Origin of the sequence: Lachnoclostridium sp. An14 (assembly GCF_002160755.1) — a bacterium.
GTDB lineage: Bacteria > Bacillota > Clostridia > Lachnospirales > Lachnospiraceae > Lachnoclostridium_A.
Window position 1 is genome coordinate 68512 of sequence record NZ_NFLE01000012.1, and the last position, 17836, is coordinate 86347.

Sequence of the window (17836 nt, forward strand, 5' to 3'; positions counted from 1 at the left end):
CCTTTTAATGGAAAATCTTATCATAAATTCCTATTATCTTTTTAAATCTTCTTAAATGCCATTGAAGCCTTATTTTACAGGCTTCTAAGGCATTTTTCATAGGGTCAAGCACTTCACATAGATTTTTATATCTCTATGTATTTTACCGTTCGGAAGTAGTAAATTCTGTGGTAAATACTCTTTTTACCACTATGCACAAAGCCTGTCCATTTCAGACCTTGCAGAAGCATAAGAACCGTGTGCGTAGTAATTCAGCGTCATGGTGATATTGGCGTGTCCCATGATATACTGTAATGTATTTGGGTTCATTCCTTTATTCGCCATATTCGTACAGAACGTATGACGGAATGTATGCGGTGTGATGTGCGGTAAAGGTTCATCATGTGTCTTGTTATACTTCTTTACCAGACCTCTTAACATACCGTCATAATTCGTGGCTACTCTAGGCAATCCTTTTTGATTAAGGAACAGGAAACGGCTGTAACCATCTACTGTAAACGATATACCTTTCTCACGGTTCTTGATAACTCGCTTAAATGCTTCATAAGCCTTTTTGCTCATTGGCACTTGTCGGCTACCATTCTTTGTTTTAGGTGTGGAAATGTAATAACCGATTTCCTTATCCTTTAGCAACTGGTGTTCTACAAGGATTGACCTGTTACGCATGTCAACAGCTACATTTAAGTCCAATCCACAAAATTCAGAAATACGCAAGCCTGTTTCCAGCAGTATGACGACCTCATCATAATACTTGCGGTACGTCTTATCTGACTGCATAAAGGACAATAGGCTGGCTTCCTGCTCTGGTGTCAAAACTACCTTTTCCTCGGTGTCGTCGTCCAGAACGTCGCTCAACTTAAAATCAAACGGGTTCTTTCTGATGTAGTCGTCCTGTATTGCAAGATAGAACGACGCTTTCAAGGAACGCTTGTAATTGCGGATAGAACTGTACGCCACACCATTTTCACTCATACGGATTGCCCACTCTTTAGCGTCGGACAGCTTTACAGTATCAATCGTCATGCTTCCTAAAGGGTCTTTTTTCAGCAGGTTCATAAACTGCTTACGTCCCTTTACCGTATTGCGTTTGACATTCTTTCTAAGGCTGTTCTTTTTGTCATAGAGCTGGCATACCGTGATTTTCTTTCCCGTAGGGTCGATACCGTCATTAAGGTCTTTCTGCAACTGTTCAATCTTTTCTCGTAGGGAAATATCCTTACGTTTTCCTTTTGGTATCTTGTCTGTGGGAACGAGTTTCCATGAATAAAGCGAAACAGGTTCTCCTAATGCGTTGGTACACTTATATAAATATCTTCCGTCGGCTCTCTGGCTTTCTCCTGTGCGTAAAATACGTCCTTTGTTATCTCGTCTGACTTCTTTTGCCATTACAGGAAGCTCCTTTCGTAAAAGGAGCAAGCCTTAAACTCGATAGGCAGTTTCACCCTCAACTTTCATATAGCCCTCATTGAACGTCGAACCGATAGAGCCGTCATTCATCACTTTTTCAACGATACCGACACGCTCGGCACTTTCTGTCCAGTATTGCTTCTCGGAAGCGTGGACTGCCGTTGTCGGCAAAGCGGTAGCGATAGTTGCAAAGGCAAGGAAGCCTGTGGCTAATCGCTTCAATATCTTTTTCATAGCTTTAAATTCTCCTTTCGTTTGGATATAGAAAAAGCCGTCCATTTCTGAACGGCTGGAAATAGAAAAGGAACGTCAATATCGGCGTTCCATAATCTACTTGCGATATTCAATTTTTAGTTTATCAATACTGATGTGCTGTACCATATCTATCAGAGCTGGGACTTCGTATCGAGTTCAAGGCTTGCTCGTTTGTAGTAAATTCGTGGTAAATTCAAAGTTTGAAGTCCTCAAAAAATACGATAAATACAGTGTTTTAGGGGATAATCGGACTTTTTAGAAAGATTTTGCAATTTAAAAATATATAATTTCTTGTTCAAAGGGGGAATCTGCATGGGAAGTTTATAATTCTATCTTTTGATGACAACGAAAGTATGCTCTTTAGCAAGGCGGTATTGGCCCTGGCATCTATCACTGACTTTTCTACTATGGCTGTTTCCTCGGAGGAACCGCTCCTTTTTGGGCCATTACTAATTGCCCCGAAACAACGCCAGGTTTGGAAATGTGGCCAGACGGTAGACCTGACGCCGATGGAGCTTGACATTCTGCTCCTACTGGCCCGCCGGCCAGGGCAGGTGTTCACTGCCCGCCAGATCTATGAGGCCGTTGCCATGGACTCTTTTGACGCCAGCTGGACGGGGATCTCCAGCATGGTCTATAAGCTCCGCCGCAAGCTGGGGGCTGGCATCATCGAAACAGTGCGGGGCCACGGCTACAAATTCGTTGCCCCAGGCACCTCGCTAAAATAAAGCAAGCGCACAACGGATCTCCTTCCGCTGTGCGTTTCTTTTATGGTTACTTTCTTTTCTCCATGATAAATTCACAATCCCATGATATACTTCGATTGGGTGATTACTAATGAAACGCATTCTAATTGTTGAAGACGAGCCGGATATTCAGGAGTTGCTACGCGCCTACCTGGAGGATGCCGGTTATCAGACCGCCGTGGCCGGGGATGGCGTGGCAGCCCTGGCCCTGTTTGGGGGACAGCCTTTCGACCTGGTTTTGTTGGACCTTATGCTCCCGAAGATCGACGGCTTTGGGGTCTGCGAGCTGATTCGCCAGCAGTCACAGATCCCCATTTTGATGCTCACCGCTCTGGACGGGGAAGAATCGCAGCTCCGGGGCTTCGGCATGGACATCGACGACTATGTGACCAAGCCCTTCTCTATGCCGGTGCTGCTGGAAAAGATCCGGGTCATCCTTCGCCGCCGTGGAACCGCCGGGGAAGACAGCCGCCTGCGGTACCGGGACCTGACTTTGGATCTCGACACGCGGGAGGCCCTGTTGGACGGTCAGCTCCTGGACCTGACCGCCCGGGAGTTTGAACTGCTCCACACCTTCTTAGCCGCTCCGGGCCGGGTGTTCACTCGGGAGATGCTGCTGGCGAAACTGTGGGGCTATGACTTCTATGGGGACGAACGGGTGGTGGACAGCCACATCAAAAACCTCCGCCACAAGCTGGGGCGGAACTATATTGATACTGTAAGGGGGGTGGGCTACCGTGCTGCGAAAGAGGATCACTGAAAGCCTGACAGCCCGGATCTTTCTCATTACCGCCGGCGTCCTGCTCGCGGCCGGGGCGGTCACCTTCAGCTTTATCGCCTGGGCCTCCCCCAGCACCTATACCGCCGTCGTGAATGATGACCTGACCGCTCAGGTGGACGCCCTGGTGGGGAAACTGGCGGAGACGACGCCCGCAGACTGCGGCGAGCTGCTGGATGACTTTGTGCTTACCTCCGGGGCCAACGCCATGCTGGTGGGGCCGGACGGGCGCCTGGTGGACACAGGGGCCAAGCTGACGGTGCAGGCTGTGTATGAGGATGATACCATGGTAGTCACCACCTCAGAGCAGGAAAGCACCGTCGGTTATCACAGCCAGGACATCCGGGAAGGCGATACGGTAGCGGTCACCATGTCGGAGCAGGCTACCATTACCGCCGAGGTGGTGTTTGCAGGCCAGAACGAAAGCTATACCCTCTATGTCACCCCGCGGATCGAAGTGGAAAATCTGGCGGTGCGGGCGCTGATCCAGATAGCCCCCTGGCTTTTGATGGTGTTATTGGTATTTTCTCTGCTGTGCGCCTTGATTTACTCCCGATACATCACCCTGCCTATCGTGCGCATGAGCGGGATCGCCGGGAAAATGGCGGAGCTGGACTTCCACTGGGAATGCGGTGAAAAGCGCAAGGACGAGATCGGCAAGCTGGGCCGCAGTCTGGATCAGCTTGCCCGGCGGCTGGACACCGCTCTCACCGACCTGGAGAACGCCAATCGGGCGCTCCGGGGTGAGGTGGAACGGGAACGGGAGCTGGACCGCCAGCGGATGGCCTTCTTCAACGCCGCCTCCCATGAGCTGAAAACTCCGGTGACCATTCTGAAGGGGCAGCTCTCCGGCATGCTGGAGGGGGTTGGCGTCTATCAGAACCGGGACAAGTACCTGCTTCGCTCGCTCCGGGTAACGGGACGGATGGAAAATCTGGTGCAGGAGATGCTGGCGATCTCCCGTATGGAAAGCGGCTCTGTGGCTGTGAAGCGGGAGCCCGTAGAGCTGTCCGCCTTGATCGAGCGCCAGCTTGCCTTGGACGCGCCGCTTCTGGAGCAGAAGGAGCAGCGGCTGGTGCAGGACCTGACGCCGGGGATCGTTATCACCGGGGATGCCTCTCTGCTGGGTCGGGTAGCAGGCAATCTGCTCTCTAACGCATCCCTCTACTCGCCGGAAGGGGCGGAGGTACGGGTGTGGTGCGGCCTGCTGGACGGCAGCCCAGCCCTGACGGTGGAGAACACCGGGGCCCGCATCTCAGAAGACGCCCTGCCGCATCTGTTCGAGGCCTTCTACCGGGAAGAGAGTTCCCGGAACCGGGCTACCGGCGGCAGCGGCCTGGGGCTGTATCTGGTGAAAATGATTTTAGCCCGACATGGGGCGGAATGTACCATCGAAAATACAGAGGACGGGGTGCGGGCTGCGGTGCGGTTTGAAACGGACGCTGTTTCTGGACTTGCCGCCGGGAATATGATAGGATAAGCATAGATGATCCAATGGAAGTGAGGGTGCCTGCGGAACAGACGATTTTGATTCACACCTGTGGCTACAAGGCAGATATCTGGAAAAAAACATCTCATTTTTGGATTGCCGGAAAGGGCATCCTGCGCCCGGTTCATTGAGGAGGTGAACGAATGAAGCGCGGACTTGATGCGGCTCCATGCAAGGCTTGAGCTGGATGGCTTGTATGGAGCAAACGGAAATACCCCATCCCAATGGCCTTGCATGATGAAACGGGAAAACAATCATGCAAAGGAGTATTGAGATGAATTACAAAAAGGTTGATTTCAGCACCTGGCCGAGAGGCGATCTGTTTCAGTTTTATATGGACCACATGCGAGTGGTCATGAGCCTGACGGTGGACATGGATGTGACGCCGCTGGTCCGGTTCGTCAAGCAGCGCGGCATGAAGTTCTATCCGGCCATGATCTGGGTGGTATCCCGGGTGATCAACGCCCATGAGGAGTTCAAACTGGGCTGGGACCAGGATGGAAACCTGATCCGCTGGGACTTTGTTTCCCCCAGTTATGCCCACTTCCACCCGGAGGACGGGAACTTCACCAAGCTGGTTACGCCTTACATGGAGGACCTGCCGGCATTCCACGCCCGTTTTCTGGAGGACCGGGAAAAGTACCGGGAACTCCGGGGCGTGGTGGAAGGGCAGCCAACGAATCACTTCGATGTGTCCTGTCTGCCCTGGGTTCGCTACCGCCACTTCGATGTCCATGTGTTTGACCAGGGGGACTTTCTGGCCCCGGTGGTCACCTGGGGCAAGTACGAGGCGGAGGGCAGCAGGCTGGTCATGCCGCTGACCATGAACATCCACCACGCGGTGGCGGACGGGTTCCACCTGTCCCGGTTCTTTACCGAGGTACAGGAACGGATGGACCGTATGGCCGCAGACAGTCCACAGGCTGAGGACGGAGGTGAACAGGTTTGAAACGCGCAATTTTATATGTCCACGGCAAAGGCGGCAGCGCCGGGGAGGCAGACCGCTTCCGGGCCGTCTGCCCCGGTTTCGACGTGCTGGGGGTGGACTACCGGGGGGAGCTTCCCTGGGAGGCGGCACCCCAGATCGCGGCCGCCTATGACGAGGCCCGCCGGCAGTATGAGCACATCATTCTCCTGGCCAACAGCATCGGGGCCTATTTCACCATGCTGGCCCTGGGGGATCAGGCGCCGGACAGGGCGCTGTTCGTGTCGCCGGTGCTGGACATGGAACGGCTGATCCTGGACATGATGGCCTGGGCCGGTGTGTCGGAGCAGGCGCTATGCGAACGGGGAGAGGTCCCCACAGACTTCGGGGAGACCCTGTCCTGGGCGTACCTGTGCTATGTGCGGGAGCATCCCATCGCTTGGCAGGTCCCCACGGAAATCCTCTATGCCGGGGGCGACCATCTGGTGTCCCGTCAGAGTGTGGAGCAGTTCGCGGCGGAGCACGGCGCCGGTCTCACCGTCCTGGAGGGCGGTGAGCACTGGTTCCACACAGAGGAACAGATGGCCTTACTGGATAGCTGGGTGAAAAAACATCTTTTATAGTGTTAGAACGGGGCAGGCCGGTGGCCTGCCCTGTTTTCTGCCTTTCTCCATACAAATCACAAATTCCCTCCATCTTCACTCCATATTGCCCTGGTATTCTTTCATCATCCCAAGCAGAAAGGAATCCGACAATATGGAAATCAAGATTCAAAACGTCAGTATGACCTACCCCAGCGGGAAGCAGGCCCTGAAGGGGCTGAACCTGGAGTTAAAATCCCCCAGCCTCATCGGTCTGCTGGGCCCCAACGGGGCGGGCAAATCCACCCTGATGAAGCTGCTGGTGGCGGCCCTGCAGCCCACCGGGGGGAACATCCTGCTGAACGGGGTGCCGCTGGCCAAGGTCGAGAGCCAGTTGAAGGCCAGTCTCGGCTATCTCCCCCAGGACTTCGGTTTGTTCGATGAATTGACGGTCACCCAGTTTTTAGACTACATGGCCGCACTCAAAGGGATCTCAAATCCAAAGGCCGCGATCCAAAAGACAATACAGGCGGTCAATCTGGAAGAAAAGGCAAAATCCAAGATCCGCACCCTCTCCGGCGGCCAGCGCCAGCGGGTGGGCATCGCCCAGGCCCTGTTGGGGAATCCCCCCTTCCTGATCTTTGACGAGCCCACTGTGGGACTGGACCCGGAGGAACGCATCCACTTCCGCAACCTGTTCTCCCGCACAGCCGAGGAGCATCTGGTGCTGCTCTCCACCCACATCATCGAGGATGTGCAGTCGGTGTGCGACCAGATCGTGGTCATCCACCACGGGACCATCCTGTTCACCGGCACGCCGGAGCAGTTGATCCAGTCGGCGGCCGGCCATGTGGGCGTCTTTTGGGAGAAGGATGAGACGCTGGAGCAGGGGCTGCACATCACCGCCCGGGTGAACACCAGCCAGGGTATCCGCTGCCGGGCCGTGGCGGACAAGCTGCCGCCCTATGCCCAGGCGGAGGAGCCCTCTTTGGAGGACGCCTACCTCTATCTGATCTCCAGGGAGGCGGTACAATGAAGACAATGCGGCTCTTTCCCCTGGAACTGAAGCGGCTGCTGCAAAGCCGCCTGACCTGGCTGATGATGGCTTTGGCGGTCCTCTCCCCGGCGCTGGGGCTGGTACTCTACAAACCCGCCACATCCACCACCATGCTCTCCATGTATTTGGCAAACCCCGCGATTGCCGGCGGTGTGGCCGGCGCCATCCTCTTCGGCCTGCTGACCATCTTTGAGCTGGACCGGGCCTGCCGCAGCCGGGTGGACATTCTCACCGACGCGGTGGTGTCCCCTCTGACCACGGCCCTGACCCGCCTGCTGGCCCTGCTGATGGCCGCGGTGCTGACGGTGGGCCTCACGATGCTGGTCTGGCTGCCCATCAGCGTGGGGCTGATCGGCGCCGTGTTCACCGGCGCAAACTATGTGCTGGCCTATCTGCTGTTCATGGGGCTGGCGCTGCCCCTGGGCATCCTGGCGGCGGCCGCAGCCTACCAGTTCACCCGCCGGGCGGATCTGTCCATCGTCCTGTTTATCGCCTTCTGCGCCCTGAGCCTGACGGTGTGGGCGGCAGAATGGCAGTTATGCTGGCTCAATCCCTGCGTGTGGGCTTTGTCCGATGATTTCTCCAACCTCCGTGTGTTCCGGTCGGTGGCCTGGATGCGTTTCACCTGGCTCCTTGCACTGGCCGGGGTTTGGACAGTCTCCTATCTCTGCATCCGGCAGTATGGGAAGGACGTGTTCGGCTCCCTGGCCCGGAGCGTCCGGCGGCTCTACCGCCCGGTGATCGCCCTGGCGCTGCTGGCCTGTTCCGGCGCCGCCTATGCCGCCCAGCCCTTTATCGACCACAGCAACCCGGATTTAACGGTGATGTCCTTCTATGAGATCCCCTATGCCGAGGGCGTTACCTTTGTCCGCCGCACCGCTCAGGTGTTTCCGGACACCGATGCCGGCACCGTGACGGGCCGGGCCTCCTACCAGTTCCGGAACACCTCCGGCCAGGAGCAGAGCATTTCCTTCGGCGTCAACCCGGGCTACGCCATCTCCAATGTGAAAGCCAACGGCGCTGACGTTCCCTTCACGGTAAGCGACTACCAGGAGTATAACGAGGCTCTGCTGGAAGTCACCATTCCCGCAGAGGAAGAAGTGGAGCTGACCATGGAGTACAGCGGATTCCCCCAGGAGAGCATGCCCACCATGCAGGGCGGCAAGGAGCTGAGCCGCGAATACCTCTGCCTGGAGAACTCGGCCCTCTCGCCCCGTGTGATGAATGTCATGCCCGGAGATGCCGGCTATCCCGCTGAAATTGAGATCACCCTGCCGGAAAATATGCTGGCGATTCCCTTCGGCTCCAGCGCGGCGGAGGTCGTCGCGGAACACGAGGACGGCACCAGAACATGGCGGTATGAACACAACGGCGCCGGCGGCATTCTCTACGCCGGGGACTATATCCGGGAGGACATTGAGGCCGGCGGCATGACCATCCAGTTCTACTACGGTCACAAGCATCAGGCCGTCATGGAGGCCGCCAAAGCCGTGGACGCGGTGAAGGAAGTGGTGGACTACTGCACTGAGCACTATGGTTCCTTGTCCTTTGGTACAGGTGAAACGCTCAAGCTTATCCAGAGCCGGGTGGCCGGCGGCGGCTACGCCACCACCGGGGCCAGCCTGCTGGATGAGGCGGACTTTACCGCCGCCAACCTGGGGAACACCGAAAAGGGCGGGGGCGCAGGCGAAGTGATGATTCACGAATTGGTGCACCAGTGGTGGGGCCTGGGCAACATGTTTGATACCTCCGATCCCACCAGCCCCTGGTCTGCCGAGGGACTGACTGTCTACACCACCTACCGTATCGTCAAGGATCTGTACGGCGAGGAATATGCCCAGGAGCATTATGTGGATCAGTGGCAGAAAGCGGTAGATGACTACTACCTGAACTTCTATGTGCGCAATCCCGAATATCTGGAGATGCTGCCGGCGCAGGTGCAGCTTGCCATCTCCAACAGTCTGTCTCAGGTTCGGCAGTACAATGAGATGCCCCTGAAAATTTGGAAAGCGGAGCAGTTGGTGGGCGGCGAGGAGGCCATGGATCAGATCCTCCATGACCTGTTCAACCGGGAGCTGGACCCCATGTATCCCTATCTGACCTACCAGGAATTTTTGGATGCCTGCGGGCTGACGGAGGAGGATTTGAACCTTGCGTAAGATTTTTCGATATGAATGCCGCAGGCTGCTGTGGAACAAGTTTTTTATCGGGCTGGCGGTTGTGCTGCTTCTCTACGGGGCGCTGGTGCTCCATGCCGTGACCATCCTGGGGGTATCCCACACCGCCCCCTTCTCTCCCTGGAGCTTTGGGGATTATCTCTCCCGCATGCTGCCTTTGCTGTGGATCGGGATGCTGTTCTTTCTGACCTTCTATACCTCGCCCAAGGCCCGGCGGGCGGCAGTTCTCATGGACGCTACGCCGATGCCGCCCAGGCAGTACGCTTTGGCCCGGTGCGCCGCGGCCCTGACGGGCGGCGTGCTGCTGAGCCTGCTGTGCATGGGAGAGGCGGCGGTGTTCTACGGCCGCATGTTCCACTGGTACGGCTGGGGGAGTCTTCTGCTCCCGGCTCTGGCGACCCTTCTGCCCGCCCTTGTGTTCGCACTGGGGAGCGGCTGGCTGCTGGGGCAGATCCGGCCCTGGCTGGTGTATGTGTGGATGGCGGTACCCTTCCTGTGTATGGCCTTGCCGCTGCCCGACGCCCTGGGAATCTGGAACGGACATTTTTTCAGCAAGTACCCTCTAGCACTTGGTACTTTAGACCCCGCCTTCTCTATGCCGGCCGCAGTTCTTATCGTTCAGTGCATACTGTTGGCCGCGGGCATCGTCCTGTTGATGGTTCGCCCCGCACGATCCAAAAGATAATAAGCGGGCGAAGTTTGAATGACTGGAGGTGAGCTGCTTGGGAAGTTTATAATTCTATCGTTTAGGGACGATAAAGAAGCCCTTTTTAGCAAAGCAATATCGGCCTTTGCTTCAGTCGCAGACTTGTCCACGGTGGCCGCCTCCGCAGACGCCCCGCTGCTCTTTGGCTCTCTGCAAATCGACCCGCAGCGCAGGCTGGTCCGGGAGGCCGGCCAGACGGTGGACCTGACGCCGATGGAGTTTGATATTCTGCTCCTGCTGGCCCGCCGGCCAGGGCAGGTGTTCTCTGCCCGCCAGATCTATGAGGCCGTTGCAGCGGACTCCTTTGACGCCAGTTGGACGGGGATCTCCAGCATGGTCTACAAGCTCCGGCGCAAGCTGGGGGCTGGCATCATCGAAACAGTGCGGGGCCACGGCTACAAATTCGTTGCCCCAGGCACCTCACCAAAATGAAGCAAGCGCACAACGGATCTACTTCCGCTGTGCGCTTCTTTCATTCCTCACGCCAGTAATACGGCTCCGGCACACAGGGCTCCTTCTGGTGTTTGTGAATTCGATTTGAAAGATGGGGAATTGCTGTGAAGCAGTTTTTTCTCTTTGCAAAATTCGTATTCCCAATTTATGAATGAAAATTATTCATTGACATTTTCACAAATGGTGCTATACTTATTGATAGAAGGAGGTTGAGCCATGAATACCATAAAAGAAAACTCAAAAGCAGCGTTTAACCAACAGGCCGCCACCTACGATAAAGATATTAAGGGCCAGCACGCCCGCTCCCTTTATCCTATTCTGCTGGAAAAGCTGTCACACATTCCTTTCCACTCTGCTCTGGATTTAGGATGTGGGACTGGTGAAATGCTGAAACTCATTTTTCAGAAGGATACCCATAAAGAATTGTGCGGCATCGACTTGTCGGAGGAAATGCTTGCTGTTGCTAAGTCAAAACTTCCGGAACAAGTCAAGCTGTTACTGGGAGATAGTGAGTCACTCCCTTTCCCGGATAACACTTTTGATGTTGTGTACTGCAATGACTCTTTTCATCATTACCCAGCTCCGCAGAATGTATTAAAGGAAGTGCATCGTGTTTTGAAGCCGGAAGGGACCTTCCTGATGGGGGATTGCTGGCAACCATTTGTAGGGCGCGTGATAATGAATTTCTATATGCGCCATAGCAAAGAAGGCGATGTGAAGATATACTCTGAAACAGAAATCGTTTCGATGCTTTCAGAATATTTTCATAATGTGTCGTGGGAGCAGATTGGAAATACGGCCTGTATTGCTATGGCTCAAAAATGAGTGATATTCAATCATTGATTCTTTAGCGTGGGCGTGCTATTATAAAAAGAAAGGAGGCTCGGACTATGCGGATTACAAAAGAACCAGAAGCACGCAAGCAAGAGATCTTGGATACTGCCCTCAAATTGTTCGGGGAAAATGGATATGAAAAAACCTCGATTACAGATATAGCAAAAGCAATCGGCGTTGCTCAAGGTCTATGCTACCGATACTTTCCGTCCAAAGAGGCGCTATTTGACAGCACGATTGAACAGTATGCAGATGTTCTGGTGGAACAGCTTGTTGGCTTTGAAAAGGACGATCACAAGTCCCTGCGGCAGATCATCGAAGATATGCCTGCCACGATGGAAGATCGGGACACAAAGTACTATTCAGTTTTTCACCAGGCCGAAAATAAGAAATTCCACGATCAGCTTTCTCTAAAAGTATGTGAGAAGTTGGTTCCGCCTGTGGAAAAGCTGCTACAGCGGGCCCAGCAAAACGGTGAGATCCAGATTGATGATTTGCAGGCTGCTGCGATGTTTTGTGTATATGGACAGCTTGGCATCCTGTTGGCGGACGAACTGACACAAGAAGATAAATCAAAGCGGATTCGAGAATTTCTCATATATGCGCTTCGCCTTTGAAAAATATCCCCTGCTATCGGGCGGGGGATATTCAAAGGTCAATAACTGAATAGTTTTCATTCACATACGGAGGAGCTATAATGAATGACCCTTCATGCTTTACAAACTTACATGAATATTACACTTTCATTTATGCCATAAGCTACATGATGTTAGTAGAAGTTGGAATCTGGATCTACAATTTTAGGGGCTGGTTGAGAAGGCTGGATAAGAAAAATAGTGATTATGGAACGCTTCTGATTGTTATGTTGGGGTGTTGGGGAAGTTTTTACTTCAGCCCTTATTTCAGGAGCCAACAATTTACGCAAATAGCTGGAGAAATACTTCTCCCTCATATTTTTTACTATGTGGGTGTGGCTTTAATTCTAATAGGCACGACATTGCGTGCTTTTGCGGTCTGGAGCCTGCGGCATTCCTTTACGCTTGCTGTCAAAACAGGCAGCAACCAGCAGTTGGTTACAACCGGCGTTTACCGATATATCAGGAATCCCGCTTATGCCGGAACAATGTTGAGTATGCTTGGAAATGCTTTTTGTTTCCGTTCTGCTTTTTCGCCCTTCATTGTGTTACTAATTTTGGCAGTCTGCTATGGAATTCGGATTAAGGTAGAGGAAAAAGCATTATATGAGTGCTTCGGAGAAGATTTCAAAAATTATTGTTTCCGTTCATGGAGACTGATACCTCTTATTTGGTAACTGGCTACTGTTTTAGTAGCCATAAAATATCATTCAAATATGAATGTTCTTCATTCAATTATAGAAAGGAAGTTTTTATCATGCCAACAAAAATTGATTTTGTAGGTGGGAATACAAAGCGTTGCCTTATGGCGATGGCGCTCCCGATGATTGCCGCCATGTTCCTCAATATGATGTATAACCTTGTGGACAGCCTGTGGATCGGGAACTTGCTGGGAGAAACAGCCTATGCCGCATTGACAAACTCCACCCCCATCATCCTGATCTTGACTTCCGTTGCGATGGGCGCAACTAACGGTGTATCAATTCTGATCTCCCAGGCGATTGGCGCGAAGGACAAGAAAAAGACAGAGAGTTTGATTGCCACATCCTTCTGCGTTGCGGTAGCTTTCTCCCTCCTTGTGACGATTCTGCTTGAGGCGTCTCTTCCTGCAATTTTGAAGGCGCTGAATACTCCGGCCGAAACTTATGATATGGCATACAGCTATTTGGCCATCTATGTACTTGGGTATCTTGCAGTTTACCTTTACCTTTACTTCACCGCTGTTTTGCGGAGCTTTGGCAATTCTATGTTTCAAGCAGTAGCCATGCTGGTGTCAACAATTTTGAACGCGATCCTCGATCCTATTTTTATTCACTTTATCGGATTTCACGGTGCGGCGATTGCTACACTTCTTTCTCAGGTCATCTGCCTGCTGTTTATGCTGATCTATCTGAAAAAGAAAAAGCTGTTTGCATTCAAAATTTCTGCGTTTGACAGAAATGCTGTATTACCCCTGATTCAGAAAGCAATCCCTTCTGTCATCCAGCAAAGTATCCCTGCAATTAGCACGACTTTCCTCACGGCGCTTGTCAGCACCTATAGCGTCACCGCAATAGCAGCTTATGGAGTAACGGGAAAACTGGAAACCATTCTTTTCTACCCGGCAATGGCACTGAACATGGTTTTGACCACTATTATTGGACAGTGCGTTGGTGCAAACCGTTATGATCGGGCCAAGGACTATCTAAAGTGCGCTTTGGGATATGGCTGTGGCCTGCTCGTAATTCTTTCCGTTGTGGTGGTCGGTTTTTCGAGACAGCTTTCCGGTCTATTCGTCCGCAGTGAGGATGTGGCCGCTATTGTTGGAACATATTTTTTGATCGTCAGCATTGGGTATATTCTTAACACCGTCACAAATTGCTATTTAGGTTCCCTTAACGGGATGGGGAAACCGTCAAAGAGTATGTTTCTGATGATTTTCTATTACATTGTAGTCCGGATGCCCTTGGCGTACTTACTTTCCTATCTGGGGTTCGGCCTAAATGGAATTTGGGTTGCGGTATTGATCAGTCATGTGGTAGCCAGTGCCGCCGCAAGTATTTCTGGAACTATCTCTTTCAAGAAAAGGCTGACTGCAGAATAGGAAACTTATTATATCGCAGTTCTAACTATAGGGAGGTGATTCGTTTGGGAAGTTGGTAATCCTGTCTTTTGATGATAACGATGATGCTGTCTTTAATAAAGCAATCGCCGCTCTTTCTTCTATTGCAGATTTTTCCACGGTGGCTGCCTCCGCAGACACGCCGCTGCTCTTTGGCTCCCTGCAGATCGACCCGCAGCGCAGGCTGGTATGGCAGGCTGGCCAGACGGTGGAGCTAACGCCGATGGAGTTTGATATTCTTCTCCTGCTGGCCCGCCGGCCAGGGCAGGTGTTCACCGCTCGCCAAATCTATGAAGCTGTTGCGGCGGACTCCTATGACGCCAGCTGGACCGGGATCTCCAGCATGGTCTACAAGCTCCGCCGCAAGCTGGGGGCCGGTATTATCGAAACAGTGCGGGGCCACGGCTACAAATTCGTTGCCCCAGGCACCTCACCAAAATAAAGCAAGCGCACAACGGATCTTCTTCCGCTGTGCGCTTCTTTTATTCCTCACGCCGGTAATGCGGCTCCGGCACATAGGGCTCCTTCTGGTATTTGCGATATTTTTCCGGTACTTCGGCAGGCTCCTCCAGGCTTTCCGCACTGTAATCAATCGGCTCATCACAAACAGCGTCCAGCAAAATGCGCTCCAAATGCTCAAATTCTGAAAACTGATCCAGGGAGGCCATCACAAAGGAGTCGCGGACATAACCGGCACTGGCAGCCATCAGCTCCTGATCCATAAAGTATCCATGATACTCCACAAAAAAGGTCATCATCATTACAACCGTTCGGGTATTTCCCTCCCGGAAGGGATGCACCTGCCAGATTGGCGGAAAGAGGCTGGTAAGCTGATGAACAAATTCTTCCCGGCTGATGCCATCCCAGCGAGTATTTCTCAGCCGCCTAAAAGCCTCGTCGAGATCTTCCTCTATCCTGTCATCGTTGCTGTACCAAACGCTTCGACCTGCCAGCAGTTTCTCCCGCTTTTCGATATTGATGATGCGGTACTGGCCGGCCCATTCGTAAATGTCGCCAAACAGGCATCGGTGGATCTCCCGTAGGCCATTTGGAGAAAAGTCTTGAAAGCCCTGTTCGTATAACAGCATCATATTGGCTCTGGATTGCTCGGCCTCGATGCGATCCAGTGTTTTCTCATTTTTGATGTCCAGCTTGTTTTTCAAGACAGGCACATCTTCATACAGGTATGGATCAGACACGGCTCTGACGCTCCTGCTCCGCGATCCGGCGGTGATGTGCCAGCAATGCCTGCTTCATCTGTTCGCCCGTCAACTCACCGCGTGCCCAGCTGGCAGACAGTGACCGTGCATAGCTGGAAATCGGCGCACCCTCAATGGCGTTGATCGCGTCAGCCGTCTTGACCGCTGCAATCCGTTTCTTTTCCAATGGACTCATCGCGCCTTCACCCCCTTCATTGATTTTAGTATAACACAGAACAGGCCTGTTTCCAATAGGCCAGACCAATGCGAATCTTTCTGAATTAGCAGCGAGCCTCAATGATTTCCTGCTCGGTGGTGCTGCCGGTGGACGGTTGGTACTCAATTTTGAAAGTTTGGATCAGGGTGGCTCGATGAGTATAAAAGCATAACGCTTTTTTGCTATTTCTCTTGATGATTTTTTCCATAATCAATCAATGTACCTATAACAATTCCAATCAACATTCCAATACCCGCACAAATAGGAATAGCAAAAAGATTTTGCAGAAACGCCCATCCCAATACACCCATGCAACCACCGACAATAAATCCTGTTAATAAGCCAATAGTTAAGTATCTATTGTTTTTCATATTGTTATATCCCCCTAAATTGAACTTTATCGTTGGCTCTATTATACTATGACCAGTTGCTTTTTGGAATAGATGAATTGTAAACTTGCTGAACGGGAAAAGCTTGAAACGCAAGGTATTCTCAGGTGGCAAATACATTTTAAGCCCACGGGAAAGACCCTGAGACAGCGATCTCAGGGCCTTTCTCATAGACTTAAATCCGGAACAGGTCAATCGCCCGCATCAGCGTGATGCACAGCTCCTGGTACAGATCCTCGTCCAGTCTGCCGTTAATCACGGCATACTTGAGCAGCAGGGGCCGGTACATGAGCAAAATGCTTGTGCTGGCCTCTTGGTCACCGCCCTTGGCTCGCCGCAGCATCTGTTCAAATGTCATATCCGTTCACCCCCTCGATGTTCTTCTTCAACTTCCGGATAGCCCGGTAATACACCGCGGCCGCGCCCTTATACGACAATCCCAGCTGCATACCGATCACATCGAATGGGCGCTTGTCCAGCACGCGGGCCAGGAACACATACCGTTCCCGCTCGTCCAGCTGTTTCAAGGCATACAGGAGCGCACCGCTCTCAATTTTCTCCCAGAGGGGCAGCCGCTCCATCACTTCCTGCTCCAGCGTCTGGCTCACAGCAAAGATCGTATCCGTCAAGGTCTCCTGATTGCTGTACGCATAAAGGGCCTTCAGATAATCCCGCTGGGTTCGTCTGACTGCCTGGATTAAGTAACCTGTAAACTTGATTTGCAGTTCTTCCTCTGCTCGTCCATTATTTCGTTGCCACATGGCCTTATCCTCCAAATAGTTCAAGAATTTTAAGGGAATTCTTGAACCTTTGGCGGAGACCGGCACCGAACTAACGGGCATCTTGCCTTGCCATATAAAGAAACGCGGCCGGCCGCACACCGCAAAGGTGAGCTGCCGGCCGAGTGATACACATAAAGAAGTCCGTCATGACTTCCGGCGCCCGCAGGAGGAGGCTTATCGCTCGATTTGCGATGTTCCCGCCTACTCCCGTGAAAAGGGCGGCGGAAGAACCGTATTGTAAAGTAAGCTGTGTGTCGAAATGTAAGCAGATGGACGAACCTCTTTATGTGCATGATCCATCTTTCCATCATGCACTTCTGGCTCCCTGCCATCTGGACCACACTTTGCACACGAGCCCGCCGATGCTATGGGCTGGCGGCGGGCCTGCCAATCATCTTAGGTGCAGTGTTGTTCCGAAAACTTTGTTGATTTTTGTCGGATTATAAAAGAAAAGGCGGCCTCATTCTCTCTGGAATAAGACCGCCTGTTGTAACTTGAAATTACCTCTGCTATTTTGATTTCTCCGTCTCATAGACATCCCTCCCGTTCTTTCTACCCATATATGGCTTCAAAATGCCATATTAAGTGTAAAGGGCAAAGATCGCTGGATTTTGACTGAACGGCAATTTTTCCCATCAGGCGGTTATTTCCATCAAAATTTTGCAGCTTTAACACAAAGAAAAAGGGCGGGCAAAGATCTGATTTCTCCGCCCGCCCTTTCTAAACAAGATTTATCCCTGGCGCTTGACCTTCAGGTGCTGAAAGCTGTCCTCGCTGATGGCGTGCTCCATCCGGCAGGCATCTGCCTCAGCCGTTTCTTGATCCACGCCGGCCTCTATGAGCATTTCCGTGAAAAAGCAGTGCTTCTCATAGGTGCGCTCGGCCACCTCGCGGCCCACATCGGTCAGGCGAATGAAGCCGTCCTCGTCCCGCTCGACAAATCCGCCGGTCTGCAGTGTTGTAATGGCGTGGGTGATGCTCGGCTTGGTGAATCCCATGTGTCGGGCAATATCAACTGGACGCACCATGCCCATTTTCTTTTGGAGAACAAGGATAGCCTCCAGGTAATCTTCTCCCGACGCATGGAGTTTCATTACATTGCCTC

The 17836-nt window shown here is 52.6% G+C and carries 21 protein-coding genes and 1 pseudogene; 14 read left to right on the plus strand and 8 right to left on the minus strand.

Annotated features, from left to right (window positions below; genetic code table 11):
* Positions 1-189 precede the first annotated feature (189 nt).
* Positions 190-1386 (minus strand): tyrosine-type recombinase/integrase, encoded by a 1197-nt coding sequence (locus B5E84_RS08830; protein WP_074141138.1) that lies wholly within the window; start codon positions 1384-1386, stop codon positions 190-192.
* A 42-nt stretch (positions 1387-1428) separates the two neighbouring features.
* A pseudogene (locus tag B5E84_RS08835) lies at positions 1429-1641 on the minus strand (hypothetical protein); the annotation flags it as partial.
* A 374-nt stretch (positions 1642-2015) separates the two neighbouring features.
* Between B5E84_RS08835 and B5E84_RS08840 the strand changes: the two are divergent.
* The 14 genes from B5E84_RS08840 (at position 2016) to B5E84_RS08905 (ending at position 14586) form a co-directional block, all read left to right on the plus strand.
* Positions 2016-2390 carry a winged helix-turn-helix domain-containing protein gene (locus B5E84_RS08840; protein ID WP_087221841.1) on the plus strand — a complete coding sequence of 125 codons (375 nt, stop codon included), beginning with the start codon at positions 2016-2018 and terminating at the stop codon, positions 2388-2390.
* 109 nt (positions 2391-2499) lie between these two features.
* On the plus strand, positions 2500-3168 hold the full coding sequence (locus tag B5E84_RS08845; RefSeq protein ID WP_087221843.1) for a response regulator transcription factor: 669 nt from the start codon (positions 2500-2502) through the stop codon (positions 3166-3168).
* The gene (locus tag B5E84_RS08850; RefSeq protein ID WP_087221845.1) at positions 3146-4666 is read left to right on the plus strand and encodes a sensor histidine kinase; all 1521 of its coding nucleotides are present in this window, start codon (positions 3146-3148) and stop codon (positions 4664-4666) included. The genes B5E84_RS08845 and B5E84_RS08850 overlap by 23 nt, the downstream gene beginning before the upstream one ends.
* 283 nt (positions 4667-4949) lie before the next feature.
* Entirely contained in the window at positions 4950-5624 is a 675-nt protein-coding gene (locus B5E84_RS08855) for a CatA-like O-acetyltransferase (protein ID WP_242963331.1), read from the plus strand.
* Entirely contained in the window at positions 5621-6223 is a 603-nt protein-coding gene (locus B5E84_RS08860) for an alpha/beta hydrolase (RefSeq protein WP_058963742.1), read from the plus strand. Before B5E84_RS08855 ends, B5E84_RS08860 begins: the two co-directional genes overlap by 4 nt.
* 133 nt (positions 6224-6356) lie before the next feature.
* Positions 6357-7217 (plus strand): ABC transporter ATP-binding protein, encoded by an 861-nt coding sequence (locus tag B5E84_RS08865; RefSeq protein ID WP_087221847.1) that lies wholly within the window; start codon positions 6357-6359, stop codon positions 7215-7217.
* On the plus strand, positions 7214-9397 hold the full coding sequence (locus tag B5E84_RS08870) for a hypothetical protein (protein WP_087221849.1): 2184 nt from the start codon (positions 7214-7216) through the stop codon (positions 9395-9397). The genes B5E84_RS08865 and B5E84_RS08870 overlap by 4 nt, the downstream gene beginning before the upstream one ends.
* Positions 9390-10100, plus strand: a complete 711-nt coding sequence (locus B5E84_RS08875) for a hypothetical protein (protein ID WP_087221851.1) — start codon at positions 9390-9392, stop codon at positions 10098-10100. The genes B5E84_RS08870 and B5E84_RS08875 overlap by 8 nt, the downstream gene beginning before the upstream one ends.
* Before the next feature lie 18 nt (positions 10101-10118).
* The gene (locus tag B5E84_RS08880; RefSeq protein WP_087221853.1) at positions 10119-10553 is read left to right on the plus strand and encodes a winged helix-turn-helix domain-containing protein; all 435 of its coding nucleotides are present in this window, start codon (positions 10119-10121) and stop codon (positions 10551-10553) included.
* 237 nt (positions 10554-10790) lie between these two features.
* A complete protein-coding gene (locus tag B5E84_RS08885; protein WP_087221855.1) occupies positions 10791-11399 on the plus strand; it encodes a class I SAM-dependent methyltransferase in 609 nt (202 codons plus the stop codon).
* Positions 11400-11464: 65 nt separating this feature from the next.
* Complete coding sequence (locus B5E84_RS08890; protein ID WP_087221857.1) at positions 11465-12025, plus strand: TetR/AcrR family transcriptional regulator; 561 nt, start codon at positions 11465-11467, stop codon at positions 12023-12025.
* An 80-nt stretch (positions 12026-12105) separates the two neighbouring features.
* On the plus strand, positions 12106-12720 hold the full coding sequence (locus B5E84_RS08895; RefSeq protein WP_087221859.1) for a methyltransferase family protein: 615 nt from the start codon (positions 12106-12108) through the stop codon (positions 12718-12720).
* Between the two features lie 80 nt (positions 12721-12800).
* A complete protein-coding gene (locus B5E84_RS08900; RefSeq protein ID WP_087221861.1) occupies positions 12801-14126 on the plus strand; it encodes an MATE family efflux transporter in 1326 nt (441 codons plus the stop codon).
* 52 nt (positions 14127-14178) lie between these two features.
* On the plus strand, positions 14179-14586 hold the full coding sequence (locus tag B5E84_RS08905) for a winged helix-turn-helix domain-containing protein (RefSeq protein WP_087221862.1): 408 nt from the start codon (positions 14179-14181) through the stop codon (positions 14584-14586).
* A 40-nt stretch (positions 14587-14626) separates the two neighbouring features.
* Here B5E84_RS08905 and B5E84_RS08910 read toward each other — a convergent pair whose 3' ends face one another.
* From B5E84_RS08910 to B5E84_RS08935, 6 genes are all read right to left on the minus strand, one after another.
* Positions 14627-15343, minus strand: a complete 717-nt coding sequence (locus tag B5E84_RS08910) for a Fic/DOC family protein (protein ID WP_087221864.1) — start codon at positions 15341-15343, stop codon at positions 14627-14629.
* The gene (locus B5E84_RS08915) at positions 15336-15539 is read right to left on the minus strand and encodes an antitoxin VbhA family protein (protein WP_006573901.1); all 204 of its coding nucleotides are present in this window, start codon (positions 15537-15539) and stop codon (positions 15336-15338) included. Before B5E84_RS08915 ends, B5E84_RS08910 begins: the two co-directional genes overlap by 8 nt.
* Before the next feature lie 203 nt (positions 15540-15742).
* Complete coding sequence (locus tag B5E84_RS08920; protein ID WP_087221920.1) at positions 15743-15931, minus strand: hypothetical protein; 189 nt, start codon at positions 15929-15931, stop codon at positions 15743-15745.
* 193 nt (positions 15932-16124) lie between these two features.
* Positions 16125-16307, minus strand: a complete 183-nt coding sequence (locus tag B5E84_RS08925) for a helix-turn-helix domain-containing protein (protein WP_087221866.1) — start codon at positions 16305-16307, stop codon at positions 16125-16127.
* Positions 16297-16710, minus strand: coding sequence for a sigma-70 family RNA polymerase sigma factor (locus B5E84_RS08930; protein ID WP_227604679.1), 414 nt, complete (start codon positions 16708-16710; stop codon positions 16297-16299). The genes B5E84_RS08925 and B5E84_RS08930 overlap by 11 nt, the downstream gene beginning before the upstream one ends.
* A gap of 752 nt (positions 16711-17462) precedes the next feature.
* Entirely contained in the window at positions 17463-17825 is a 363-nt protein-coding gene (locus B5E84_RS08935; protein WP_087221868.1) for a metal-dependent transcriptional regulator, read from the minus strand.
* Positions 17826-17836 lie beyond the last annotated feature (11 nt).

What these genes read in the sequence shown, in the direction of transcription:
- B5E84_RS08840 (WP_087221841.1), top strand. Translation starts at nt 2,016, where the DNA reads ATGCTCTTTAGCAAGGCGGTATTGGCCCTGGCATCTATCACTGACTTT.
- B5E84_RS08885 (WP_087221855.1), top strand. Translation starts at nt 10,791, where the DNA reads ATGAATACCATAAAAGAAAACTCAAAAGCAGCGTTTAACCAACAGGCC.
- B5E84_RS08920 (WP_087221920.1), bottom strand. Translation starts at nt 15,931, where the DNA reads ATGAAAAACAATAGATACTTAACTATTGGCTTATTAACAGGATTTATT.
- B5E84_RS08890 (WP_087221857.1), top strand. Translation starts at nt 11,465, where the DNA reads ATGCGGATTACAAAAGAACCAGAAGCACGCAAGCAAGAGATCTTGGAT.
- B5E84_RS08915 (WP_006573901.1), bottom strand. Translation starts at nt 15,539, where the DNA reads ATGAGTCCATTGGAAAAGAAACGGATTGCAGCGGTCAAGACGGCTGAC.
- B5E84_RS08900 (WP_087221861.1), top strand. Translation starts at nt 12,801, where the DNA reads ATGCCAACAAAAATTGATTTTGTAGGTGGGAATACAAAGCGTTGCCTT.
- B5E84_RS08845 (WP_087221843.1), top strand. Translation starts at nt 2,500, where the DNA reads ATGAAACGCATTCTAATTGTTGAAGACGAGCCGGATATTCAGGAGTTG.
- B5E84_RS08865 (WP_087221847.1), top strand. Translation starts at nt 6,357, where the DNA reads ATGGAAATCAAGATTCAAAACGTCAGTATGACCTACCCCAGCGGGAAG.
- B5E84_RS08930 (WP_227604679.1), bottom strand. Translation starts at nt 16,710, where the DNA reads ATGTGGCAACGAAATAATGGACGAGCAGAGGAAGAACTGCAAATCAAG.
- B5E84_RS08935 (WP_087221868.1), bottom strand. Translation starts at nt 17,825, where the DNA reads ATGAAACTCCATGCGTCGGGAGAAGATTACCTGGAGGCTATCCTTGTT.
- B5E84_RS08855 (WP_242963331.1), top strand. Translation starts at nt 4,950, where the DNA reads ATGAATTACAAAAAGGTTGATTTCAGCACCTGGCCGAGAGGCGATCTG.
- B5E84_RS08895 (WP_087221859.1), top strand. Translation starts at nt 12,106, where the DNA reads ATGAATGACCCTTCATGCTTTACAAACTTACATGAATATTACACTTTC.
- B5E84_RS08830 (WP_074141138.1), bottom strand. Translation starts at nt 1,386, where the DNA reads ATGGCAAAAGAAGTCAGACGAGATAACAAAGGACGTATTTTACGCACA.
- B5E84_RS08880 (WP_087221853.1), top strand. Translation starts at nt 10,119, where the DNA reads ATGACTGGAGGTGAGCTGCTTGGGAAGTTTATAATTCTATCGTTTAGG.
- B5E84_RS08870 (WP_087221849.1), top strand. Translation starts at nt 7,214, where the DNA reads ATGAAGACAATGCGGCTCTTTCCCCTGGAACTGAAGCGGCTGCTGCAA.
- B5E84_RS08925 (WP_087221866.1), bottom strand. Translation starts at nt 16,307, where the DNA reads ATGACATTTGAACAGATGCTGCGGCGAGCCAAGGGCGGTGACCAAGAG.